This is a genomic window from Shewanella sp. SP2S2-6 (assembly GCF_031931965.1).
GTDB classification, from domain to species: domain Bacteria; phylum Pseudomonadota; class Gammaproteobacteria; order Enterobacterales; family Shewanellaceae; genus Shewanella; species Shewanella baltica.
On sequence record NZ_JAUOEQ010000007.1, the window covers coordinates 1 to 22,229 of the forward strand.

The following is a 22,229-nucleotide window of genomic DNA, read 5'->3' on the forward strand; positions in this document are numbered from 1 at the left end:
AACTCAAACAAAGAAAATCAGCTTTCCGAATTATTATTAACGTGGTCCAGAGATGGACACGGTAATAAACAGAATTTGCTTGGTGACAATAGCCTTGTGGAACCACCTGATCCCATCCCGAACTCAGAAGTGAAACGCAAACGCGCCGATGGTAGTGTGGGGTCTCCCCATGTGAGAGTAGGTCATCGCCAAGCGCCTAATTTAGGTTAACGTGCAAACGTTAGACTAAAGGAGCGGTAGTTCAGTTGGTTAGAATACCGGCCTGTCACGCCGGGGGTCGCGGGTTCGAGTCCCGTCCGCTCCGCCAACATAAAGATGAAAGCCTCTACAGCAATGTAGAGGCTTTTTTCGTTGTGGAGAAATCAACATTATTGGTGATATCTCAAGCTGTTATTCGTTCAATTGTCCAAATTTTGTACCGTCTACCACTGTTTCTCTGTTTGAATATCAACCTCTTTTCGCTTAATAAATGCTCTTCCTCACAAGGTTCCACCTGTTTCTTGTCATTTTTAGCTGCTTAATAGGGCTTATTTAGGTGTGTTTATTGTTAAGCAAATACTTAAATTCCAAGAATGATTGAAATTGAGTTATTTGCCCCAAGATAGTCTTAAGTGCTGCAGTTTTGTAGCGTCCATCACTGAGGTCAATGCCATGCTTTATGATTTAACGGTTGTACAATTTAGCAAGATGCTGAAAAATTTAAGCGTTATTCTTGAAAAGGGCGAATGCTTCGCAAACCTCAAGAAAGTCGATATGGCTGTGCTATTAAACTCACGTTTAGCGCCGGATCAATTTAACCTTATCCGCCAAGTTCAAATTGCCTGCGATACTGCCAAAATTGGCGTCGCACGTTTGACCGATAACTTAGATACTGTCCCAAAGCACGATGATAGCGAAACGACTTTAGCTGATTTGCAAGCGCGTATTAGCTCAGTATTAGATTACTTAGCGACGTTCAAAGCGGATGATTTTGCTAATGCGGCCACGATCCATGTCTCACAACCGCGTTGGGAAGGAAAATATCTTACGGGTTATGAGTTTGCCATTGAGCATGCGATTCCGAACATTTACTTCCATGTAACAACAGCCTACGCGATTTTGCGCCACAACGGTGTTGAAATTGGCAAGAAAGATTACCTTGGCGCTATGCCATATAAGTCGTAAATCTAGGCTAGATGTAGTACTGTTGCGCAGCCTAATTGTTGCGCAGCAGCGCTTTGCCGCTTGAGCTTACCAACCTTTCTGCATTACCACCTGTTCTTTCTCTACCTATGTTATGCCGCTTTGTCGCTGGAAATTTAGGGCTCGTTAGGGTTCTGTTACGCCGATGAAGTCAATCAATACTCAGTTTTTCATTTCGACCTTACGTCTCGATTATTTTTATCCTGTTAGCATGTAATTTAATTTTGTTGGCTTAGGTAAATGATATGGGCCGTAAGTTTATGAGTCGCCAAATTATCTATTACTTAAATAGTGAATGGCGAATTGACTCATTATAAAGATGACCTGTTTGTTCGTTTTGAGCAGGGATTTACTGGAAGAGCCTATTTAAGGTTCTAATTAAAGGAGTTAGCTATGTCTATCGAATCTCAAGCCGTCGAGAGTCCAACGGATGCAACGACAACTAAGAGCAAGAAAGCAAAAAAAGCCGCCATTACTAGTGGTTTGCGCCTCAAAGACAAGTTGACCCAAGACACTCGCCGCCGAATTGAAATTCTGCACGAGCAACGCCAACTATCCAATCGTTTCGGCGTGGATATAGAAATTGACTAAAGCCATTGGCTTGTCGCTAAGTATTGGATATCACATCTAGATATTTAGCCAGCATGTACAGCTTCACGACGCCCGTCGTGGGGCTTGCTCACTCTCCTTAAACATTCACTTCTTAAATTCATATTCCATTATCGTGACCATCTCGCCCATATAATCTTCCCGTGAAATCTTTGACCAACCAAGCGTTTGATAAAACTCTGCTTTGTCTGCGGTAAACAAATAGATTTTTTGTAATCCGAGTGCTTTGGCATAATCAACGACGGCATTGACTAATAATTTCCCTAAGCCTTTATTTCGATAGTGTGGATTAACATACACATTCGCCAGCCAAGGGCTTAAGTCGGTTCGGGTATCCATATCTGCTGCGGTTAATGAGGAGGAGCCCATGACTTGGTTAGCGTCTTCACAGATAAACATCTTAGGAATGGCGGCGTCGGTGAGGTACTCGCTCATCTGCTCAATGAGTGTGGTGACTGTGGCGTTCGCGGAACTTAAATGTGCCCATTCTTGATGATGCCATTGTGCCAGCTGTGGAATGTGCTGCGGGGCCGATTTTAGGTCGATAACTTTCATATAAATCTCTGACGTGTGTTATGCAAAGGGCTTAATGGTGCGACATTATGGCGCGAATACTTAAGTCTGTTCGCTGGTCTGAATGATGTGGCGACAGGTTTGATTGAGCAGGTTTGACTGAGTATACCGCTTAACTTGGGAGTGGCAGAAATACGCTGGCTTCGAGTCCACCTTGTTGCGCGTGGCTAAAGCTAAGTTCGCCCTGATAACTGTCGACTATATCTTTGCAGATAGATAATCCTAAGCCATGGCCTTGGATGCTTTCATCTAACCGAATGCCGCGCTCGATGATAATCGACAATGCGGCATCGGAGACGCCTTCGCCATCATCACTCACTATGATCCCATAACCTGCGGTGGCAGCCGTTTGATGCACTATACGGATCTCAATGTTCTTGCGGCTATGTTTACAGGCGTTATCCAGTAAATTGCCTAAGAGTTCGAGTAAGTCATCCCGATCAAACGGCATCACTAAGCCGCTCGCGTAATGGCTATGAATAATGCGGTCTGGGTAGATACGCTGCATCACTTGAATCAGCGGCGCGAGATCTTCATCGAGCACTGTATAACGCCCTGGAGTGGACAGGCCGACAATCTTAGTGCGCTTAAGCTCTCTCTCGATGATGTGGTGCAGATTTGCGAGCACCTTGCTGCCCTCACTCCTCTGTTCCGGTGGAAGGCTTTCTAGGTAGGACTGCAGCCCTTGTAGCGGACGTTTCATTTCGTGGGCTAAGTTACCTAGGGCATTACGGGAGCGTTGCACTCGCTGGCCCAATTGATTGACTAAGCGATCTATCTCCTCAATCAGCGGGATGATTTCGCTCGGCATTTGATCTGGATTGATTTCTTGCCCTTGGGTGCGCATTTGCCGTATGGCTTCGGGCATCTGCTCTAAGGGTTTAAAGCCGCGTTTCAGTAGCTGATACTGCGCCATTAATAGAATAACAATCGTGAGCAACACCGCAGCGCTGGCAAAGGCTAAAAATTGCACTTGGGTCTGTTCGAGCTCGCTGATGTCTTCTGTCACCCACAGGATAACTAATTGATCATCTTTGATTACGGCCTGACTGAACATCAGCCAATGTTCTTTGCCGACAAACTCAGTGGCTTGGTGGTGCTCACCGGCGGTCAGTTTTGGCATGTTCACGTTATGGTCGAATAGGGAGCGTGAGCGCAGGGTTTGCTCGCCGATTTGAATCGCAAAATAATGCCCAGAATTAACCCTGTGGTACACATTGGGCAAGCGGTCGGTGGTGAGCGCCCAGGTGCCATCGGGATGGTTATTCAGGGCGGAGATCAGGCTGTCGGCATCGTGTTGCAATCGCGAGGCAACAAAGTCTTGGGTTAATATTTGGATACCTTGGTACAGAAAATACAGTAACAGCACCATGGCAAAGGTGAGCGTGATCAGCAGATTGCGCGTCAGATAACCCTTGAGTGAATACACGCCTTTTACTCCTTGAGTCGATAACCTTGGCCGCGACGGGTTTCGATATAATCCTTGCCTAAGCGCTGACGCAGGCGGTTGACGTACACTTCGATAACATTGCTGTCTTTGATTTGATCTTCTTCGTAAATGCGTTCACTGAGCTCTGACTTAGAGACGATTTTACTGGGATTGACCATTAAATAATGCAGTAGGCGATATTCAATCTTAGTCAGCTCTATCACTTCACCGTCGACATTGGTGACGGCTTGTTTGTCGACATCGAGGGAAACGCCCGCATGTTGCAACACATTGTCGGCGCGGCCAAAGTGGCGGCGGATCAACACTTCGAGCCTTGCGAGTAGTTCTTCGATGTGAAAAGGCTTGCCGAGGTAATCATCGGCACCCGCCTTGAGGCCATCGACCCGCTCGTGCCACGCATCGCGGGCGGTGAGGATCAGCACTGGCATGGCTAAGCCTTTTTGTCGCCATTGGCCGAGGACGTGTAAACCGGGTTTGCCTGGTAAACCGAGATCGAGGATCACGGCTTCGAAGTTTTCTTCTTCGCCTAAAAAGGCACCGTCGATACCGTTATCGGCGTGCTCGACGGTATAACCCGCCTTGTTAAGGGCGGGAATGAGGCGCGCGACCAGATCGGTATCATCCTCAATCAATAGCAAACGCATCAGTCGACCTTTTCCTTTAGCCACTCGCCGGTTTTGGCGTCAATCTTGATTTCATACACTATGCCATCCTCGCGGAGGATTTCGAGCTCGTAGATGATACGACCATGTTTCTGCTCGACTTCGAGATCGAGTAACCGTCCCTTTAGCCGTGATTCATAGCGTTGCATTATGGTGTCGAAGGGCAAAACTTTGCCCTCCTTAACCCACTCGACCACCTTGTTTGAAAGATCATCGTCGTGGGCATTGCAGCTGGGGCTGCTAATCATCCCAACGGCCAAAGCCAGGAATATTAACGGTATCTTCATCGAATATGCCCTTCTCTGCGAGGTTGTGACAATTGCTGCATTGACTGAATGAGCCGACTTTGGGGTTATCTTGCACCATACGTCTTGGGATCTCATCGTGTTTGCGAATAAAAAATGCCTGTTCTGTGATCTTATGCGGCCCAGAACCTACGAGCAGCGGCGTGCTGTTTTTCATCACTTTACCATTTTGCGCGGCATGTAGAACTAGATATTCCTCAATTCTGGCAGTGACTTGAGGCTCTACGCTGGCGTTGTCACCAAAGTGATTCTCAAGATTTGCGGTAATGGCGCGCCACTTGTCGGCGGGGAGTAAATTGGCTGGATAGGCCATGTGGCAGCTACCACATTCTGCCGTGTATTCCGCATTCTGTGGAACAGCGCGGCTGAGCTCGCGGCCATCGTCCGCATAGCCTGTGCCAGTTAAGGTTAGGCTGATGCCGATAACGCCAATGGCTAATGCCGCGGCTGTGAGTGATGAGCCGAGGAGCCAGCTAATAGGGTGTGCTTGTTGAGTCATGATATCTTCCTTTTTGTGCCGTTACCTTGAATTGAAGGCAGTGAATTTAATTGATTGAAAAATTGCAGTTATTGCTGGCTTAACCAGAGTAAGGCATCGCCTTTTTCCTGCGGCGTGCAGTCGCGTTTAAAGGTCCAGTTACAGTTACGGGTAAACCATTTCTCAATTTTGGCTGAGTCGGTTAACCGATCTGCGGTAATCGACGGCGCCATAGGGTCAATGGGTTTACGGGTATTTTGGTGCATCCCCATGTCGGTGACTTTGGCGGTATGGCAACTGGCGCAGCTGCGCCCGTCCATGTCCTGTAGCCAAAGCTTTTGTCCCGCGGCGGCGCTAAAAGGTCCAGCACCTTGGGCTTGATAGCGTTGCAGTTGTGTGCCAATACGCTCGGCGCTCAGTGGCAGGCTTTGCACTTTACTGTTAGCGGCGCTAACGCTAAGGCTAGTTAGCAGCAAGGTTGAAATCGCGACGATAGCAAGGCGACTTTTATTCGTGTATCTGGTTAATCTGTTCATAGGGCATTCCTTTTGGGCTGGATGTCTTGTTGCTAAGCAAAATGGCTAATGGATTAATCTTTTTGTTCCACTGGGCGTTGTTTCTTGCCCGTGACCATGGCTCTGACTAAGTTTTCTTTGTGTAGCAGGCTGCTGACGATGACGCCGCCAACATGGATGACCACAAGGAACACGGTGAAGTTGGCAAAGAATTCATGGACTTCTTTTATGGCGCCTTCGGGCCAAGTGGCGAAAAAGCTCGTGGCTAATGGGCCGTGTCCGTCGGTGGCGTATAGAGCCATGCCTGAGAATCCCGTGATGGCGATGCTGGCAATCAAGGCCACTATCATCATTGCTCCAGCGGGGTTATGGCCTATGTAGTCTTTGGCTTTGCCTGTGATGAGCCCTTTGAGGTACACCAGCACTTCTTTAGGGCGAGTGATAAAGTTGCTAAAGCGCGCATTGTGGGTACCAATCACGCCCCACAGCAGACGAAACACCAGTAAAATTAAGATGCTGTAACCTGCGTAACTGTGGATGGTCATCCACTCGTCTTCGCCTTCAGTGAGGTAGGCTAAGGCAAAAAAACCGACGAGTGACCAATGGAATATGCGGATCAACAGGTCCCAGACTTTGATGGTTTGCAGTGTGTTTGATGACATGGTGTGACGCTCCTAAGTGGGTTTAGGTGTAGGCTACTTAACCCAAACTTAAACCTCGCTTAAATTTTGAGGCGCGAACATTCAGTGAGTTGATGGGGTTGAGTGACACGCTTGCCTGGGTGACGAGCCTTAAATGTTAACGAAAGCTCACTTGTTAACCTCTTGGTATTACGGTAAATTCTGCCACCTCAACCGAGTGAAGGGACTAACTTATCTATGTCTACCGCCGTTATTCGCGCTTTCATCAGCCGCAATCCGAGTCGTAAATCCTTTTTTATTTATGCCGTTTTATTATTTTTGACTGAAGTCTTAATCGCTTTATATGCGCCTGCGGGTTTTATCCGTGGTTTTGTGGGCGATGTATTGGTGGTGATCTTGCTGTTTTGCATGGCGCGCGTTGTCGTTCCTGTCACCCATCCGGTAGAAAATACCGCAGCAAAAAACACCGGCGATGGCATTAAGCGCTTATTTCAAACTCCTTGGCTGGCGTTTGCGGTATTGCTGTTTGCCTTTGCTATCGAGTTTGGTCAGTATTGGGGTTTAGTCGACAAGCTAGGCTTGGGCGGAAATCGCTTGGCGCGGATAGTGATAGGTAGCCATTTCGATCCACTCGATCTGTTGGCATATTTTGTTGGCTACTTAATTTTATTGGGCTGTTATTGGAAAAGCCGTCAGTCCTAGTATTTGAATCCGCAAAAGCTGCGTGGCATGTGTTTTCGCGGATAAGTAGGCGAGATAGGTAGGCGAGATAAGTGGGGTAAAGGATGCAACCGATAACGGGGTTTTCACTGTTAACAGCACGTACTGATGGACTTGAGCCTAATCCACTGAAAATATTCCTGTATTTCAATGGCCAACCTACTCACACTTTTATCGCTGGTCGAGTAATTGAAGGCCAATACCGCTGCGTTTTACCCAATAAAAACTCGGGGTATTTGGTCATTACTTCTTTGATTGTCCCTTCGAAGAATCAACCGAGTTTAGTCTGCTTGATGAAGCGTTTAAGCTCATTGCGACGACATCTTTAGCGCAAATGTATGATTCATTTTTACTGCACTCACACTGGCCGATAGCCGATAACCGCTTGCGACTGCACTATTACGGTCAGTTTGTGCTGGATTTAGTCATTACTGCGGGCTGCTCTTGGTTAACGGCGCGGCCGAAACTTAAGCTGATTGAAGTTGTTGATCCCCAAAGCGATCCGCAAACGGCCGCCGCTATGGCCGAATTGGCTCAGCGTTTAGCGGCCATCGAAAAGTCTCTAATGTGGGACTAAAAACGGCGTCATCTGCTGATTTAACCACGCCATAAAGACTTGCAGGCGTTTAGATAAATGCCGCCTGTGGGGATACAGCAAGCTTACGGGCATGGGCGGCGCAGGGTAATTTGGCAGGATCTCGACCAACTCTCCAGTGTGTAAATATTTAGCCACCCCAATGCTGGGAACTTGAATTATCCCCAGCCCCGCCAAGCAGGCTGAGCTATAGGCATCGGCATTATTTACCGTAATCAATTTAGGCAGTTGGATAGTAAGGTTCCCTTGATGAGTGTGGGGAGCTTGATATTCAAAGCCTGAGTCAGTGCCACCTAATTGGCTTACGTAGTGGACGAGTTTGTGGTTGTGTTGGGTCAAATCTTCAAGGCTTTCGGGTTTACCGTATTGGGCAATATAGGCTGGGCTGACACAGTTCAGCATCTTAAAATGCCCCAGTTTTTTCGCTATTAATCCTTCTTGCTGCACACTGCCGACCCTAATCACACAGTCGAACCCTTCGGCAATGACATCCACCTTACGATCTGTGCTGCTCAGTTCAAGATCGATATGCGGATATTGCTCAATAAATTCAGCCAGTTTTGGGAGCACTAAGTTGCGGGCAATGCCCGTCGACATATCGACTCTGAGCCGTCCCGACACTTGCTCGGCTTGTAGTTGGAACAGGCTTTCTAATTCTTGAAATTCCGCCAGTAAGCTTTTACAGCGCTCGTAACAGCTCTGACCATCTTGGGTTAAGCGTACCGTCCGCGTGGTGCGTTGTAACAAGCGCGCACCTAGAAAGGTTTCGAACTGCGCCACCACATTCGACACATGGGTTTTCGATAGACCTAAGCTGACGCTCGCTTGGGTAAAGCTTTGTAATTCAGCGACCCGCATAAAAATTTGCATGGCTTGCAGTCTATCTTGCATGGCTTGCAGTCTATCTTGCACGGCGATTGTCCTTTATTGGCTAACAGTCTTAGCATTTATAGTGTGTTTATCTCGTTAATTGCAAGTAATAAGCTGTGTGCAGTTAATTAGGCCTCAAGGCTTAGGTTTCACTTCCAGCGACGATTATAAGGACTGACCATGAATACGACTCCAATTGCACTTATTACTGGCGCTAGCCGCGGTTTAGGTAAAAACACGGCCCTGAAATTAGCGGCTCAGGGAATAGATATTATCCTGACCTATCAAACGAATGCTGCAGCGGCCGCTGAAGTGGTTGCCGAGATTGAATGGCTGGGACGCAAAGCGGTAGCACTGCAGCTGGATGTGAGCGATAGCGGCTCATTTGCCGAGTTTGCCACTCAAGTGAGCACTGTATTAGCCCAGACTTGGCAGCGGGAGTCGTTTAACTATTTGATTAACAATGCTGGTATCGGGATTCATGTGCCTATGGCGGAAACCAGTATTGAACAGTTCGATACCTTGATGAACATCCACGTCAAAGGACCGTTCTTTTTGACGCAAACCTTATTGCCGCAGCTGATTGATGGGGGAAGCATTGTCAATATTTCCACCGGCTTGACGCGTTTTGCGATTCCCGGATTTGGCGCGTATGCCACTATGAAGGGCGCGGTCGAAACTATGACTAAGTATTGGGCGAAGGAGTTAGGCCCGAGGGGTATTCGGGTCAATGTGCTTGCCCCTGGGGCGATTGAAACAGATTTTGGCGGCGGTGCTGTACGGGATAATGAACAGATGAATCAGTTTTTAGCGCAGCAAACTGCGTTAGGACGTGTGGGTTTACCGGATGACATCGGCGGCGCGATTAGTGCCTTGCTATCGCCTGCGGCTGCTTGGATTAATGCCCAGCGTATCGAAGCCTCAGGTGGTATGTTTCTGTAAGTGCTTTTTGTGTAACCATTTGATTTATTAATATGTGAGGCAGAAACAAAGAGAGGGCGAATCGCCCTTTCTTATTTATGTGACTTCTGCACAGCAATCACTGCTAATACACCATTTTCAACAACGCTTAGCTGCAACCGCTAAGAACAACTGCTGTAGAAGGTTAGAGACGTCCTTTATAGAAAGTATCTTAGATAAATCTCCTAACAAAGCCCCTTAGAAGAAACCCAGTGGATTCACATCGTAACTTACCAAGAGATTCTTGGTATTTTGATAATGGTTGAGCATCATCTTATGGGTTTCGCGGCCAATACCGGATTTTTTGTATCCGCCAAAAGCGGCATGGGCAGGATAGGCGTGGTAACAGTTAATCCAAACGCGGCCCGCTTGAATGCCGCGTCCCATACGTTGAGCCGTGTTCATGTCTCGCGTCCACACTCCAGCGCCTAAGCCATACTCAGTATCGTTAGCGATCGCTAAGGCTTCGGCTTCATCTTTGAAGGTGGTGACCGAAATCACAGGGCCGAAGATCTCCTCTTGGAAGATACGCATCTTATTGTGGCCTTTCATAATGGTTGGGCTGATGTAGTAGCCTTCGCTTTGGCCGCCATCGAGTTGGCAAAGTGTGCCGCCAAGTAGCACTTCTGCGCCTTCAGCCTTACCTATGGCCAAGTAACTTAAGATTTTATCGAACTGTTCTTTAGAGGCTTGAGCACCTACTTGAGTGTCGGTATCTAAGGGATCGCCTTGCTTAATGGTTTGCGCGCGGGCGAGCACTTTTTCGATAAAGCGATCGAAAATCGACTCTTGGACTAACACCCGTGATGGGCAAGTACAGACTTCGCCTTGATTAAAGAAGGCCAGCAACATGCCTTCGACGGCCTTATTTAAATATTCGTCTTCATGGTCCATCACATCGGCAAAAAACACGTTAGGCGACTTGCCGCCAAGCTCAACGGTCGATGGAATTAAGGATTCGGCGGCGCATTTTAAAATGTGATAGCCAATTTCGGTGGAGCCCGTAAACGCAAGTTTAGCGATGCGTTTGCTGGTGGCCAGTGCTTGTCCTGCTTCGGCACCAAAGCCGTTGACTACGTTAAGAATACCCGCAGGTAATAGGTCTTCAATCAGCTCGAGTAAGACCAGAATCGAGACCGGCGTCTGCTCCGCAGGCTTGAGTACCACACAGTTCCCCGCCGCTAGCGCTGGGGCGATTTTCCATGCCGCCATCAAGAGCGGGAAGTTCCAAGGAATGATCTGGCCGACCACGCCCAGCGGTTCTGGGAAGTGATAGCTGACTGTGTTGCCGTCGATATCGGCGGCGCTGCCTTCCTGTGCGCGGATACAACCGGCAAAGTAGCGGAAGTGATCGACAAATAAGGGTAAGTCGGCGTTTAAGGTTTCACGCACCGCTTTACCGTTTTCCCAGGTTTCGGCGACGGCTAAATATTCGAGGTTTTGTTCGACCCGATCGGCAACGCGCAGTAACAGGTTTGAGCGTTCGGTGACTGAGGTTTTACCCCATGCTTCTTTAGCTGTGTGGGCGGCATCTAACGCTAATTCAATATCTTGGGCATCGGACCGCGGGATTTGGCAAAAGTTTTGGCCATTTACGGGTGAGCGATTGTCGAAGTATTTGCCATTGACCGGGGCGACCCATTTACCACCGATAAAGTTGGCATATTTTTCTTTGAAGTTAACGATTGCGCCTGCGGTTCCGGGTTGAGCATAAATCATAGAATCATTCCTTCTTGTTGATTAGCTTAGTGTTCTCTAACGTAACACTTGAGACTTACATACCTAAGGTGCATCGCAAGGAGGGTGCCAAACTGGCAAGAGTTGTACACTTGTTGTGCTAACAGTATGATGAAAAGCTAATTTTGCAGATTTGAAACAGTATGGGCACTCAGGGAGTGAGGTGTGTCCTGTGGTCACTTTGTCATCGAACGGCACACTCAAGTGTGCTGAAACGGAACACAGCTCGGGGGAGCACGGCTATGACAGTTAAACCGCATTTACCATCGACACAGGCGTGGTTGGCCGATTCGTGGCAGCGCAGCATTGGCGCTGGCTTGTCAGAATTTCAGTTACCCCAAGAGCTTAGGCTCGACGCCAGCGAACTAAAGCAGAAACATGAGCAATATCAAATGCTCATTGCATTAGTGCAATCCCATGCTTTGCCTTTATTCAATCAGTTGATGGCGCATTCTAATAGCCGACTCTTGCTCTCCGATGCCGAGGGTTATGTGCTTAGGTACTGGGGCGTGAGCCGCTACTCCACAAAACTGGCGGACGTGGCTTTGGATATCGGGGTGAATTGGCTCGAGCAGCACAAAGGCACCAATGCAATAGGGACGGCACTCACCGCCAAACAAGCCGTATCTGTGGTGGGTGAGCAGCATTTTATTCGCCAGAATCGTTTTATGAGTTGCACCGCCTGCCCAATATTTTCCCCCCAAGGTGAGATGCTCGGGGTGATAGATATCACCAGCGAGCAGCAAAGACACACTCAGCAGACGCTGATGTTAGTGTCGAGTTTGGCGCAGCAGGTCGAGACCGCGCTCTTGTGTCACTTGCCCGATAGCCGTTATCGAATCGATTTAGCGGCGCAGCCAAATTTACTGAATTCGGGTTGGCAGGGCATAGTGATTGCCGATAGTGATGGTCGCATTGTGGGGTGCAATCCCATGGCGAAACAATTGCTTAGTCATGCCAAGGTTGGCGATTCCGTCGAGCAGTACTTAGGCGATAATTGGAGCCGTGCGGGTGGCTTTAATCAGCATTTAGACTTGCATCTACAGACTCAGCCCTTAAATATTCCCAGCATCAAGAGTCGGGTAGCGACTAGTAATAAATCGCTTAATCAACTGGGCGTGCGATTTCGCGATCCTCAACTTGAGCGCGCATGGCAACATGCCAATAAGGTGATCACCAAGCAAATTCCGCTGTTAGTGCTTGGTGAAACCGGCGTCGGTAAAGAGCAGTTTGTTAAAAAGCTCCACGCCCAGAGTGCGCGGCGCAGCGAGCCCTTAGTGGCGGTGAACTGTGCGGCATTGCCTGCAGAGTTAGTCGAATCTGAACTCTTTGGTTATCAGGCGGGCGCTTTTACTGGGGCGAACCGCACTGGATTTATCGGCAAAATTCGCCAAGCCCACGGCGGTTTTTTGTTTTTAGATGAAATAGGTGAAATGCCGCTGGCGGCCCAGAGTCGTTTACTCAGGGTATTGCAGGAGCGCGAAGTGGTGCCCGTTGGCAGTAATCAAAGCTTTAAAGTCGATATCCAAATCATTGCCGCGACCCATATGGATTTAGAAAAACAGGTGACTCAAGGGCTGTTTCGACAGGATTTATTCTATCGATTAAATGGCTTGCAAGTGCGTTTGCCTGCGCTGCGGGAGCGGCAGGATATTGAGCGTATTATCCATAAATTGCATCGTAAACATCGTATCTCCGCGCAGGATATCTGCCCAGAACTGTTAGGGAAAATGATGCAATACGACTGGCCGGGGAATTTGCGTGAGCTGGATAACCTCATGCAAGTCGCTTGCTTGATGGCAGAAGGAGACAGTACCCTCAATTGGCAACATTTACCCGATTATCTGGCGGCCAAACTCACATGCGAGCCGTTAAAAGAAGACCTGTTGCAAGCTGCACCCTTATGTGAAGAATTTAAGGAGGTAAGCCGTCAACATTCAGTATCACCTCTGCAAAGTGGTAAGTTCGCTGTGGAGCCGAATGTCACAAAGGTTCAATCGGATTCCCTAAATGAGGCGATTTATAGCAATGTCCTGCAGGCATACCAAGCCTGTGATGGTAATGTTAGCCAATGCGCTAAGCGTTTAGGGATCAGTCGTAATGCCTTGTATCGTCGATTAAAACAGATGGGGCTTAAGGATTAATACTCGCTTACGGCTCTTGTTACGAAGCTCAATCAATCGCCAAATATCTCTTAATCACTCCACGTTTATCCACTTCGCAATAGACTAAAACCGAGAGGTTTTAGTCCACAATCTCTAGCTTCAGTATCTGACAATGTGACTTTTTGTTGTTGCCAATTTATGTCTAATAGGTTTTATTGATTCATATAATCGATAAAGTTCCTTTCTTTTAATTATAAATTCAGAACTATACTGCGGGCAGGCAGAAAAGAGCTTGGCGTTATGCATAGAGAGGAACTGTTATGCATCTGACTAAAAGCCTTTTAATTATTTCTATGGGTCTGGCATTAAATGTACAGGCTCAAACTTTACCAACAAATACCCTGACACGTGACAATGGCGCCCCTGTGGGTGATAACCAAAACTCGACCACAGCGGGCAGTAATGGCAGCGTGTTATTGCAAGATGTGCAGCTTATTCAGAAGCTACAACGCTTTGCCCGTGAACGTATTCCTGAGCGGGTTGTTCACGCTAGAGGCACAGGTGTGCACGGTGAGTTTGTATCGAGTGGTGATTTTAGTTATCTGACTCAAGCGGCACCCTTTGCACAGAAAGGCAAAGTCACGCCTGTGTTTGTGCGTTTTTCTACCGTGATCCACTCGAAAGGTTCGCCAGAAACGCTGCGTGATCCCCGTGGGTTTGCGACCAAATTTTATTCGGACCAAGGTAACTGGGACTTAGTGGGTAATAACTTACCCGTATTCTTCATTCGCGATGCGATCAAGTTTCCTGACATGGTGCATTCACTCAAACCATCGCCAGTGACTAATATGCAAGATCCGAATCGTTTCTTCGATTTTTTCAGTCACGAAGCGGGTTCAACCCATATGTTGACTCAGGTTTACAGTAACTTAGGTGTACCTGCTAGTTATCGTGAAATGGACGGTTTCGGTGTGCATGCGTACAAATTTGTGAATCGAGATAACCAAGTTAAATATGTGAAATTTAACTGGAAGAGTCTGCAAGGTGTTAAAGGCTTACGTCCCGATGAGGTGGTTAAAGTCCAAGGGCAAAACTTTAACCATTTAACCGATGACCTTTATAGTGAGATCAACAAAGGTAATTTCCCAAAATGGGATTTATACGTCCAATTACTCGACCCAAGTGAGCTGAATAAGTTTGATTACAACCCGTTAGATGCCACTAAAGTATGGCCAAATGTGCCTGAACAAAAAGTCGGTACTATGACGCTGAACCGCATGCCTGCAAACTTCTTCCAAGAGACTGAGCAAGCGGCATTTGCGCCATCGAATTTGATCCCAGGGATTGAGCCTTCGGAAGACAGATTACTGCAAGGCCGCATGTTTTCCTACGCCGATACTCAGCTGTATCGACTCGGCGCGAATTTGTCGCAATTGCCGATTAATAAACCCTTAGTGGCGGTGGCAAACCACAACCAAGAAGGTGCGGGCAATATGGGGCATACCCAGTCCGATGTGAATTATCAACCGAGTGTACATTTAGCCTTGGCCGAAGATAATCGTTATCGTGCGGTAACGATTGCGCTCAATGGCACAGTGCAACAAACGGCTATTAGCAAGCAGGATAACTTTAGCCAAGCGGGCGTTTTTTACCGCAGCTTGAGCAAGCAAGATAGAGCCGATTTGATCACTAACTTGGCCGGTGACTTAGGCAAAGTGAACGATGCTAAGGTGAAACATCAAATGCTGAGTCACTTTTATCGTGCAGATCCAGAGTTTGGTGAGCGTTTAACCAAGGCCGTAAAGGGTGATTTGGCTGACGTTAAACAACGTTCAATCTGATTTTGTTATTTTTAGGACTGTTTTGGTCGCAGAGATTTGCGCATTAACTGTCTGAACCCAGTAAGTCCCGCAAGGCGTAATCAAGCTCTTTTCTGCCCAGTTTAAGAGGGCGTCTTGCGGGCATTTCGTCACGTCTCATTGTTTAAATCTCTATTTTTGCTGCGCGGGAGTTATTGATGAAACACAATATTACTATCTTATTATTGATAATTGCGGCACTGAGTATGTCGGTCGTGATGGGCGCAGGTTCTGCTCAGGCATCCGCAACTGTCAGCCAAGCGGACGAGCCCGATACCGCACAAGTGCAATTGCTGGTGGACTACTTTTTTGCTGCCGCGCGTACTGGCGATATCACAGTGCTTGAGCATTTTCTCGATGCGGGCTTCCCTATTGACCAGAGAAATAGTCAAACCTATACCGCGCTAATGGTGGCGGCTTATAACGGCCAAGAGGCTGCAACAGATGTATTACTTGAGCATGGTGCTAATGCTTGTTTGCAAGATAAGCGTGGTAATACGGCAATTATGGGCGCTGTGATTAAGGCCGAATTCAATATCGTAAAGCGGCTATACGCGAAAGAATGTGATGCGAACCTAACGAATAATGCCGGAATGACTTTGGTTGAGTTTGCCCGCTACTGGGGTCAAAGTGGCGCTTTGCAGCAGGCGAGTTTAAAGCCATAAAGACATCATTTTTTGCCATTTTTTGCGCTCGATCACTCTGGGCCATTCTCTTTAATCTGTTTAGATCTCAGCGTTTACTATTAGCAATAAGTCTGCTTGTTAATGGCATCGATGCCTTTTATGGTAACTTTTGGAATATCATTTAATGCGATTTTCATGGCCTTCGGAGAGCAAGTTATGTTTGATGCCTTACTACTGACGCAAGAAGATAAACGCACGTTTGCTCAAGTTTCACAAATTACAGAAGCTGATTTGCCAGAAGGGGAAGTCTTGGTTGATGTCGCCTATTCCTCGCTGAATTATAAAGATGGTTTAGCTGTGACCGGTGCTGGCAAAATCATTCGTCAGTTTCCTATGGTGCCGGGCATCGATTTTGCGGGGGTCGTGCGCGAATCAACAGATGCGAGATACCAAGTTGGCGATCAGGTGATTTTGACAGGCTGGGGCGTGGGTGAAAATCACTGGGGTGGTATGGCGCAAAAAGCGCGCGTTAAAGCCGACTGGCTGGTGCCTATGCCGCAAGACTGTGATGCCGCTAAAGCCATGATGATTGGCACGGCTGGACTTACGGCTATGTTGTGCGTGCAAGCGCTGCAGCAGGCTGGAGTAACACCGCAAAGCGGGGATATTCTTGTCACAGGTGCCAGTGGTGGTGTGGGGTCCGTGGCGGTGACTTTGCTCGCCAATGCAGGCTATCGCGTGGTTGCCTGCAGTGGTCGGGTAGAGCAGAATGCGCCTTTATTGAAGGAGCTTGGCGCCGCAGAAGTGATTGATCGCAGTGAGCTTGAACAAGATGCTAAGCCGCTTGAGGCGCAGCGCTGGGCGGGTGTGGTCGATACCGTTGGCAACAAGATCCTCGCCAAAGCATTAGCGCAAATGCAATACGGTGGCGCCGCCGCTATCTGTGGTTTAGCGGGCGGTTTTGCATTACCAACAACCGTTATGCCGTTTATTTTACGGGGTGTGAGTTTACTGGGAATCGACTCTGTTTCTTGTCCATTTGAGAAGCGAAAAGCGGCGTGGGAAGCTGTGATTAAAGCACTACCCGAACATTTTTATCAGCAAGCTTGTCAGCAGATATCACTGGCAGAGGTGCCTGATTTCGCGAATAAAATTATCCAAGGTCAAGTCACCGGACGTGTATTAGTTAAGCTGTAATCTCGTTTCCTACGTTTTAACACGATGGCAACACTGAGGTGTTGCCAATTACGACTAATTAGTTCTGCCTCCTGTACTTGTTCTTCATATCGGCTATTTCGGTAGTGTAATCGTCACTTCAAGACCGGTTGGTACACGGTTCTCGGCTTTAATCTTACCTTTGTGGGCGGTAATCGCCGCTTCAGTGATTGCCAGCCCAAGTCCCCAGCCGCCGCTTTCTCTCTGTCTTGCCGAGTCGGGGCGGTAGAAAGGTTTAAAAATGGCATCGAGTTCGGCGGCATCTATGCCTGGACCATCGTCTTTTATGGTAATTTGTACTTGATCAGCCGTCGCACTCGCCTGCAGGTGAATATCGCTTGCGGCATAACGGATCGCGTTACGCAGTAGGTTTTCAATCGCGCGGGAAAGTGATTTAGGAAAATGCGCTAACTCAATTTCTTCATCGATATCGATAGTAATGCTTTTACCTTGCTGTTCTGCTTCAAATTCCGCATCGTCTAAAACTTGGCTCAGGGATTCTGCCAACCCTAAATGTACCTTAGTTTCGTTAGTGCTGAGCTTGACCCGCGAGAGCTCTAACAATTCACTGATAAGCTTTTCGAGTTGCTCAGCTTCATAACCTATGCGTTCCGTTTCGGTGGTCTGCTGACCTTTTTTACGTGCGAGGGCAAGGGATAACTGTAGCCGCGTCAATGGGGTGCGTAGTTCATGGGAAATATCCCCCATGAGCCGCTGCTGATTATTCACCATAGCTTCGATGGAGTCGGCCATGCTGTTAAAAGCCGTGGCGAGCTGACCAATTTCGTCGTTGCGCTGAGTAGTGGACTTATCGACTCGGTGACTTAAGTCACCTTCGGCGAGGGCATTCGCACTTTTTTTGAGTGAATTTAATGCTTTACCTAAATGCCAAGCGAGCAGGCCACATAATAATCCCGACAGGAAAATTGCTAAGCTTAAAGTTAATAACTTATTTTCGGCGAAGAAAAAGAACCAAGGCCGTGGATGGTTATCTGGTAGGCGACCATAAAGTGAATAGGTTTCAGCGCCCAGATTAAATTGATAGGGACCAAACACCAGCTCATCTTTAAACTGATGGCTAATCGGTTGTTTTTCTTCATCTGCCATCAGCATAAAGCTGCGTACACCGCGACTCACCCTGTGGGTGTTGATCACTTGGCCTTGGCTGTTGACAAGATAGACCCGCAGAGGTTTGCCTTCCATGTCTCTGTGTCTTTCCCAGCGCCGAAGAAAATCGGATTCCAGTAAGGCGGGGTTTTCTTGAATGCGCTTAGCTATCGTCGATAGGACTTTTTCAAGGTGAGGTGGCAGTGGCGCACGGTCGTGATTTTGTTGCAGCAATGGTAACAGACCCACTAAGGCAATGATTAGCGAGCTGCAAAGCCAAAATCCGAGCAATAATTTGATAAATAAACGATTAGGCACAGTCGATACCGCCGTTATGGAAGCCAAATATAACCTTTGCCACGGATGGTTTTCACCCTTGGCCGACCATCGCTACGCTCGGGGAGTTTTTTACGTAGATTCGATAAATGCATGTCTAAGCTGCGATCGAAGGGCATGAGTTTTTTGCCGAGCACTTTCTCGTTTAACTCTTCCTTGTTCATCAACTCTCCAGCGTGCAGTGCTAGGGTGTGCAGCAGAGTGAATTCGGTGCCTGTGAGTATGATTAATTGCTCATTACAGTAAGCTTCTTGGCGCGATGGATCTAAGCGTAGATCGCCAAACTCTTGGGCGGGCGCGGCATGGATTTCTTGGGTTGTTAAGTTCGAACGACGAATAATGGCGCGGATACGGGCGATTAACTCTCTGTCATTAAACGGCTTTGGCAGATAATCATCGGCGCCGATTTCAAGCCCAACCACGCGATCGATTTCATCGCCGCGAGCGGTCAGCATTAATACTGGGGTTTGTTTATGTTGGCGCAGTGCGCGTAGCACTTCAAAACCGTTTAATTTAGGCAGCATGACATCGAGTAGGATCAGATCGTAATCTGCAGTCAGTGCCAGATCTAAACCTTGTTTACCGTCGTAAGCCAAGGTTAATTGAAACCCTTCTAACTCGAGCAGTTGCCCTAGTAGCTCAGATAACCCCAGATCGTCATCGATTAATAATATCCGACTCATACTGTTCCTTAATCTCAGTAATGTGGCCTCATGTGCCTGTTTATCATAGGCACTTTTAGCGCTTTGGCTGAGTATACCTGTTTTGATGTCAATTGCTGTGTAGCAATGTAAGCCAAAGTAAAGAATAGAGAATCTGTTAGTTATTGCCGCAACTTTACAGTGATTTACTCAGGCAACGCCCTCACTTACATATAGGGGTTTAGACTGGAAGGGTCGAAAGTGACTCGGCTTAAAAGGGTCGTCACTGTGTCTTATTACTTGCCATATTAAAGTTGAACCATCGAGGTTAACACTATGAAAACATTATCACCTTTGAAAGCGAGCCTGTTTGCCATTCTAGCGAGTTCTGCGGTTTTCGCGACGGCAGTTAATGCTGCACCTAAGGATGCTGGCTGCGACTTCTCCCGTTCTGAATTCCACAAAGGCGACCGCATGGAACATGGCGGCCGACATATGGGCCACGGTGGCATGCATCGTATGTTTGAAGGGCTCGATTTAACGGATGCCCAGAAAGCTGACGTCAAAAAGTTGTTTGCCGATCAGAAAGCTGCGCGAGCCGATAGCCGCCCAACGAAAGAGGAACGCTTGGCACATCGCACTGAGATGCAGGCCTTAATTACCGCGCCTAGTTTTGATGAAACACAAGCAAAGGCACTGATGAGTGCGCAGCAAGAGCAGCGTCAAACTCAAGCCATTGAGCGTATGAAGCTGCATAATCAAATATTTAATCTGCTGACACCAGAGCAGCAAGCTAAGTTTAAAGCGCGATTTGAAGCACAAGCTGGTAAAGAACCTCGCGGTTAAGCGTCTTAGCTGATATACAATAGGGTCATAGCTTCCCAAGATAGATCCCTTATGACTCAAACTTCCCAATACGATTTTTGGGTCAAACTGGCTAGCCGCGCTTCCGTGGCTACCGCTTTGATCCTTATTCTTATCAAGATGTTCGCTTGGCTTTATTCCGGCTCTGCCAGTATGTTGGCATCTTTGACGGATTCCTTTGCCGATGCTCTCGCTTCTATTATCAATTTTATTGCCATTCGTTACGCGCTTGTGCCGCCGGATCATGACCACAGATATGGCCATGGTAAGGCTGAGCCGTTAGCGTCTCTAGCGCAATCCGCCTTTATTATGGGCTCCGCATTTTTATTACTGTTCTATGGTGGCGAGCGTCTATTAACACCTGTTCCGGTTGAAAATGCCACCATAGGTGTAGTTGTTTCTATCATAGCGATTGTGATGACGTTAGCTTTAGTCATGTTGCAGAAACGCGCATTAGCGGCGACAAAAAGTACTGTGGTTGAAGCTGATTCGCTGCACTATAAATCAGATTTATTCCTTAATGGTGCGGTATTGTTGGCATTAGTATTAGCGCAATACGGTTGGTGGTGGGCTGACGGTTTATTTGCGGTAATGATTGCATTTTATATTGGTCATCAAGCCTTTGGCTTAGGTTATCGCTCAATTCAAGCCTTGTTAGACAGAGAGCTAGACGAAGAAACTCGCCAGCAAATCACGCAAATCGCGATGGAAGATCCACGGGTGCAAGGGCTGCATGATTTACGCACTCGTCAAGCAGGCAAAACTGTTTTTATTCAATTTCATTTAGAACTCGATGGCAATTTGAGTTTGAATGAAGCCCACTGTATTGCTGATACAACAGGGATAAGAGTCAAAGCCGCCTTCGAAGATGCTGAGGTGATTATTCACCAAGATCCGGTTAAACCTGATGTAAACGAAACATAAATTAAGGACAAGCTATGGCATGGATGCAGAAGCAAAGTCACAGATGGGATCATTCCACTCGATTGATATGCCGCTATCATAGGCTATCGACTCGCTTTGAGTTGATAGCCGAATCTGTGATTTCTGACGTTAGCATTCCTGTGAATGCAGAAATCACGCTCCTAATGGAACAGCAACATTCGATAGTAAATCAAGCAGATAGTACCGTATCTCCTGTGATAGTGGGGGCTTGGAGTCAGTTAGTCCTGTGTAAACATCTTTATTACTTACCGCAGAAAATTGATTTCGAAATATCTAACCAAGCTTATCGAGTCCATGTCTGGCCATTATTTCTTTGGCGTACACGTATTACTTGTGTGGCGTCTGGCAGAGTGGTCGTATCCGAATGTTTGGATGTGAGAAGGCGTCGTTCCCTCATCCGTTGGCTATATGCAAGTTTTATAGGATTGTTGCGGGTGCTAAGTTAAATCCGTTAATGATTTTAGATATAAAAAGATAATGTCTAAAGTGAGTATGATTTCCCTCTATAAATATCAGCTATAGCTTTCGTTTTTGACTCAAGCTGAATAAATGCTGTACGGCTAGTGTTTTGCTCATTTAAACGATGACACCCCAGATCTGCTTATTGTAATATCCACGCCGTTTAATACTTTCGTTAAATCATTAGGGAATTATGATGAAAAAATTATCAATTGTTGCTGCTGCTTTATTGTCTGCATTTGTGGCGACTCAAGTCTCTGCTGCAACCGACACTACTGGCTTTTATGTGGGCGGAGCCCTCAATAAAGTGACTGTCGATGTTTTCGATGAATCAGAGTCGGGTACTGGCTTTGGCGTTTACGGTGGTTACAACTTCAATGAGTGGTTTGGTTTAGAAGCCAACCTGTTTGCCACTGGAGATCTTGGCGACAGAGATGTTGATATAGGTGCCGGCGCATTAAGCTTCACGCCTAAATTTACCGCACAAATCAATGATATCTTCTCTGCTTATGCGAAAGTGGGCATCGCTTCTATGGCGCTGGTGATTGATGACGGCTCCGATGATGAAGACTTCACCGGTTTCGGTTGGACCTATGGTGTTGGCGTTAATGCTGCGGTAACAGAGCACTTAAATATCCGCGTAAGCTACGATGTGACTACGGGTGATCTAGAAGCAGATCGTCACAACTCTATAGATATCGATACTGATATTAAACAGTTTGCTGTGGGTCTGCATTATCAGTTCTAATTCTGCTTGGGCTAGTGGTCGTCATGT

General features: G+C 47.4%; 23 protein-coding genes, 1 tRNA gene, 1 rRNA gene and 1 pseudogene. 15 read left to right on the forward strand and 11 right to left on the reverse strand.

The features are described 5' to 3' along the window. Positions 1-78 precede the first annotated feature (78 nt). The 4 genes from rrf to Q4Q57_RS07240 all read left to right on the forward strand — a co-directional run bounded on the left by rrf (position 79) and on the right by Q4Q57_RS07240 (position 1,773). Positions 79-194 (forward strand): 5S ribosomal RNA (rrf, locus tag Q4Q57_RS07225). Between the two features lie 36 nt (positions 195-230). Then, positions 231-307 (forward strand) — tRNA-Asp (locus Q4Q57_RS07230). Positions 308-651: 344 nt separating this feature from the next. Then, positions 652-1,164 (forward strand): DUF1993 family protein, encoded by a 513-nt coding sequence (locus Q4Q57_RS07235; protein WP_011845500.1) that lies wholly within the window; start codon positions 652-654, stop codon positions 1,162-1,164. 411 nt (positions 1,165-1,575) lie between these two features. Continuing rightward, on the forward strand, positions 1,576-1,773 hold the full coding sequence (locus Q4Q57_RS07240; RefSeq protein WP_006079715.1) for a hypothetical protein: 198 nt from the start codon (positions 1,576-1,578) through the stop codon (positions 1,771-1,773). A 105-nt stretch (positions 1,774-1,878) separates the two neighbouring features. Here the strand turns inward: Q4Q57_RS07240 and Q4Q57_RS07245 are convergent, their stop codons facing one another. The 7 genes from Q4Q57_RS07245 to Q4Q57_RS07275 form a co-directional block, all read right to left on the reverse strand. Further along, a complete protein-coding gene (locus Q4Q57_RS07245) occupies positions 1,879-2,346 on the reverse strand; it encodes a GNAT family N-acetyltransferase (protein WP_311890407.1) in 468 nt (155 codons plus the stop codon). Positions 2,347-2,476: 130 nt separating this feature from the next. Continuing rightward, entirely contained in the window at positions 2,477-3,793 is a 1,317-nt protein-coding gene (locus Q4Q57_RS07250; RefSeq protein ID WP_311890408.1) for a sensor histidine kinase, read from the reverse strand. A gap of 5 nt (positions 3,794-3,798) precedes the next feature. Then, the gene (locus Q4Q57_RS07255) at positions 3,799-4,458 is read right to left on the reverse strand and encodes a winged helix-turn-helix domain-containing protein (protein ID WP_012586486.1); all 660 of its coding nucleotides are present in this window, start codon (positions 4,456-4,458) and stop codon (positions 3,799-3,801) included. Beyond that, positions 4,458-4,724: a PepSY domain-containing protein gene (locus Q4Q57_RS07260; RefSeq protein WP_113941381.1), complete on the reverse strand. Its 267-nt coding sequence runs from the start codon at positions 4,722-4,724 to the stop codon at positions 4,458-4,460. Before Q4Q57_RS07260 ends, Q4Q57_RS07255 begins: the two co-directional genes overlap by 1 nt. After that, positions 4,717-5,280 carry a diacylglycerol kinase gene (locus Q4Q57_RS07265; protein ID WP_311890409.1) on the reverse strand — a complete coding sequence of 188 codons (564 nt, stop codon included), beginning with the start codon at positions 5,278-5,280 and terminating at the stop codon, positions 4,717-4,719. Before Q4Q57_RS07265 ends, Q4Q57_RS07260 begins: the two co-directional genes overlap by 8 nt. A gap of 68 nt (positions 5,281-5,348) precedes the next feature. Next, positions 5,349-5,795, reverse strand: coding sequence for a DUF1924 domain-containing protein (locus tag Q4Q57_RS07270; protein ID WP_311890410.1), 447 nt, complete (start codon positions 5,793-5,795; stop codon positions 5,349-5,351). Positions 5,796-5,848: 53 nt separating this feature from the next. Beyond that, positions 5,849-6,436 (reverse strand): cytochrome b/b6 domain-containing protein, encoded by a 588-nt coding sequence (locus Q4Q57_RS07275; RefSeq protein WP_311890411.1) that lies wholly within the window; start codon positions 6,434-6,436, stop codon positions 5,849-5,851. A gap of 216 nt (positions 6,437-6,652) precedes the next feature. On the opposite strand from Q4Q57_RS07275, the gene Q4Q57_RS07280 reads away from it, so the two are divergent. Together Q4Q57_RS07280 and Q4Q57_RS07285 are read left to right on the forward strand one after the other, a co-directional pair. Next, positions 6,653-7,117 carry a DUF2809 domain-containing protein gene (locus Q4Q57_RS07280; RefSeq protein WP_311890412.1) on the forward strand — a complete coding sequence of 155 codons (465 nt, stop codon included), beginning with the start codon at positions 6,653-6,655 and terminating at the stop codon, positions 7,115-7,117. Positions 7,118-7,200: 83 nt separating this feature from the next. Then, a pseudogene (locus tag Q4Q57_RS07285) lies at positions 7,201-7,712 on the forward strand (hypothetical protein). Here Q4Q57_RS07285 and Q4Q57_RS07290 read toward each other — a convergent pair. Next, positions 7,698-8,621, reverse strand: a complete 924-nt coding sequence (locus tag Q4Q57_RS07290) for a LysR family transcriptional regulator (protein WP_311890498.1) — start codon at positions 8,619-8,621, stop codon at positions 7,698-7,700. The pseudogene Q4Q57_RS07285 and the gene Q4Q57_RS07290 overlap by 15 nt on opposite strands. Positions 8,622-8,780: 159 nt before the next feature. Between Q4Q57_RS07290 and Q4Q57_RS07295 the strand changes: the two genes are divergently transcribed. Beyond that, entirely contained in the window at positions 8,781-9,542 is a 762-nt protein-coding gene (locus tag Q4Q57_RS07295) for an SDR family NAD(P)-dependent oxidoreductase (RefSeq protein ID WP_263169670.1), read from the forward strand. A gap of 216 nt (positions 9,543-9,758) precedes the next feature. On the opposite strand, the gene Q4Q57_RS07300 is transcribed toward Q4Q57_RS07295, so the two are convergent. Further along, positions 9,759-11,279 (reverse strand): aldehyde dehydrogenase family protein, encoded by a 1,521-nt coding sequence (locus tag Q4Q57_RS07300; protein WP_311890413.1) that lies wholly within the window; start codon positions 11,277-11,279, stop codon positions 9,759-9,761. Between the two features lie 260 nt (positions 11,280-11,539). Here Q4Q57_RS07300 and Q4Q57_RS07305 point away from each other — a divergent pair, with 260 nt between their 5' ends. The 4 genes from Q4Q57_RS07305 (at position 11,540) to Q4Q57_RS07320 (ending at position 17,084) form a co-directional block, all read left to right on the forward strand. Then, positions 11,540-13,441 carry a sigma-54-dependent Fis family transcriptional regulator gene (locus Q4Q57_RS07305; protein WP_311890414.1) on the forward strand — a complete coding sequence of 634 codons (1,902 nt, stop codon included), beginning with the start codon at positions 11,540-11,542 and terminating at the stop codon, positions 13,439-13,441. A gap of 281 nt (positions 13,442-13,722) precedes the next feature. Further along, on the forward strand, positions 13,723-15,243 hold the full coding sequence (locus tag Q4Q57_RS07310; protein ID WP_311890415.1) for a catalase: 1,521 nt from the start codon (positions 13,723-13,725) through the stop codon (positions 15,241-15,243). A gap of 176 nt (positions 15,244-15,419) precedes the next feature. Continuing rightward, positions 15,420-15,926 carry an ankyrin repeat domain-containing protein gene (locus tag Q4Q57_RS07315; RefSeq protein WP_311890416.1) on the forward strand — a complete coding sequence of 169 codons (507 nt, stop codon included), beginning with the start codon at positions 15,420-15,422 and terminating at the stop codon, positions 15,924-15,926. A gap of 177 nt (positions 15,927-16,103) precedes the next feature. Continuing rightward, the gene (locus Q4Q57_RS07320; RefSeq protein ID WP_311890417.1) at positions 16,104-17,084 is read left to right on the forward strand and encodes an MDR family oxidoreductase; all 981 of its coding nucleotides are present in this window, start codon (positions 16,104-16,106) and stop codon (positions 17,082-17,084) included. 93 nt (positions 17,085-17,177) lie between these two features. On the opposite strand, the gene Q4Q57_RS07325 is transcribed toward Q4Q57_RS07320, so the two are convergent. Together Q4Q57_RS07325 and Q4Q57_RS07330 are read right to left on the reverse strand one after the other, a co-directional pair. Continuing rightward, positions 17,178-18,527: an ATP-binding protein gene (locus Q4Q57_RS07325; protein ID WP_311890499.1), complete on the reverse strand. Its 1,350-nt coding sequence runs from the start codon at positions 18,525-18,527 to the stop codon at positions 17,178-17,180. A gap of 14 nt (positions 18,528-18,541) precedes the next feature. Then, a complete protein-coding gene (locus tag Q4Q57_RS07330) occupies positions 18,542-19,228 on the reverse strand; it encodes a response regulator (protein WP_105251061.1) in 687 nt (228 codons plus the stop codon). A 294-nt stretch (positions 19,229-19,522) separates the two neighbouring features. On the opposite strand from Q4Q57_RS07330, the gene Q4Q57_RS07335 reads away from it, so the two are divergent. The 4 genes from Q4Q57_RS07335 to Q4Q57_RS07350 all read left to right on the forward strand — a co-directional run bounded on the left by Q4Q57_RS07335 (position 19,523) and on the right by Q4Q57_RS07350 (position 22,202). Beyond that, positions 19,523-20,032 carry a Spy/CpxP family protein refolding chaperone gene (locus tag Q4Q57_RS07335; RefSeq protein ID WP_311890418.1) on the forward strand — a complete coding sequence of 170 codons (510 nt, stop codon included), beginning with the start codon at positions 19,523-19,525 and terminating at the stop codon, positions 20,030-20,032. Between the two features lie 51 nt (positions 20,033-20,083). After that, entirely contained in the window at positions 20,084-20,974 is an 891-nt protein-coding gene (locus Q4Q57_RS07340) for a cation diffusion facilitator family transporter (RefSeq protein WP_311890419.1), read from the forward strand. Between the two features lie 14 nt (positions 20,975-20,988). Beyond that, entirely contained in the window at positions 20,989-21,441 is a 453-nt protein-coding gene (locus Q4Q57_RS07345) for a hypothetical protein (RefSeq protein WP_311890420.1), read from the forward strand. Between the two features lie 209 nt (positions 21,442-21,650). Beyond that, positions 21,651-22,202, forward strand: a complete 552-nt coding sequence (locus tag Q4Q57_RS07350; RefSeq protein ID WP_311890421.1) for a porin family protein — start codon at positions 21,651-21,653, stop codon at positions 22,200-22,202. Positions 22,203-22,229 lie beyond the last annotated feature (27 nt).

What these genes read in the sequence shown, in the direction of transcription:
- Q4Q57_RS07235 (WP_011845500.1), top strand. Translation starts at nt 652, where the DNA reads ATGCTTTATGATTTAACGGTTGTACAATTTAGCAAGATGCTGAAAAAT.
- Q4Q57_RS07240 (WP_006079715.1), top strand. Translation starts at nt 1,576, where the DNA reads ATGTCTATCGAATCTCAAGCCGTCGAGAGTCCAACGGATGCAACGACA.
- Q4Q57_RS07245 (WP_311890407.1), bottom strand. Translation starts at nt 2,346, where the DNA reads ATGAAAGTTATCGACCTAAAATCGGCCCCGCAGCACATTCCACAGCTG.
- Q4Q57_RS07255 (WP_012586486.1), bottom strand. Translation starts at nt 4,458, where the DNA reads ATGCGTTTGCTATTGATTGAGGATGATACCGATCTGGTCGCGCGCCTC.
- Q4Q57_RS07260 (WP_113941381.1), bottom strand. Translation starts at nt 4,724, where the DNA reads ATGATTAGCAGCCCCAGCTGCAATGCCCACGACGATGATCTTTCAAAC.
- Q4Q57_RS07265 (WP_311890409.1), bottom strand. Translation starts at nt 5,280, where the DNA reads ATGACTCAACAAGCACACCCTATTAGCTGGCTCCTCGGCTCATCACTC.
- Q4Q57_RS07270 (WP_311890410.1), bottom strand. Translation starts at nt 5,795, where the DNA reads ATGAACAGATTAACCAGATACACGAATAAAAGTCGCCTTGCTATCGTC.
- Q4Q57_RS07275 (WP_311890411.1), bottom strand. Translation starts at nt 6,436, where the DNA reads ATGTCATCAAACACACTGCAAACCATCAAAGTCTGGGACCTGTTGATC.
- Q4Q57_RS07280 (WP_311890412.1), top strand. Translation starts at nt 6,653, where the DNA reads ATGTCTACCGCCGTTATTCGCGCTTTCATCAGCCGCAATCCGAGTCGT.
- Q4Q57_RS07290 (WP_311890498.1), bottom strand. Translation starts at nt 8,621, where the DNA reads ATGCAAGATAGACTGCAAGCCATGCAAATTTTTATGCGGGTCGCTGAA.
- Q4Q57_RS07295 (WP_263169670.1), top strand. Translation starts at nt 8,781, where the DNA reads ATGAATACGACTCCAATTGCACTTATTACTGGCGCTAGCCGCGGTTTA.
- Q4Q57_RS07300 (WP_311890413.1), bottom strand. Translation starts at nt 11,279, where the DNA reads ATGATTTATGCTCAACCCGGAACCGCAGGCGCAATCGTTAACTTCAAA.
- Q4Q57_RS07305 (WP_311890414.1), top strand. Translation starts at nt 11,540, where the DNA reads ATGACAGTTAAACCGCATTTACCATCGACACAGGCGTGGTTGGCCGAT.
- Q4Q57_RS07310 (WP_311890415.1), top strand. Translation starts at nt 13,723, where the DNA reads ATGCATCTGACTAAAAGCCTTTTAATTATTTCTATGGGTCTGGCATTA.
- Q4Q57_RS07315 (WP_311890416.1), top strand. Translation starts at nt 15,420, where the DNA reads ATGAAACACAATATTACTATCTTATTATTGATAATTGCGGCACTGAGT.
- Q4Q57_RS07320 (WP_311890417.1), top strand. Translation starts at nt 16,104, where the DNA reads ATGTTTGATGCCTTACTACTGACGCAAGAAGATAAACGCACGTTTGCT.
- Q4Q57_RS07330 (WP_105251061.1), bottom strand. Translation starts at nt 19,228, where the DNA reads ATGAGTCGGATATTATTAATCGATGACGATCTGGGGTTATCTGAGCTA.
- Q4Q57_RS07335 (WP_311890418.1), top strand. Translation starts at nt 19,523, where the DNA reads ATGAAAACATTATCACCTTTGAAAGCGAGCCTGTTTGCCATTCTAGCG.
- Q4Q57_RS07340 (WP_311890419.1), top strand. Translation starts at nt 20,084, where the DNA reads ATGACTCAAACTTCCCAATACGATTTTTGGGTCAAACTGGCTAGCCGC.
- Q4Q57_RS07345 (WP_311890420.1), top strand. Translation starts at nt 20,989, where the DNA reads ATGGCATGGATGCAGAAGCAAAGTCACAGATGGGATCATTCCACTCGA.
- Q4Q57_RS07350 (WP_311890421.1), top strand. Translation starts at nt 21,651, where the DNA reads ATGAAAAAATTATCAATTGTTGCTGCTGCTTTATTGTCTGCATTTGTG.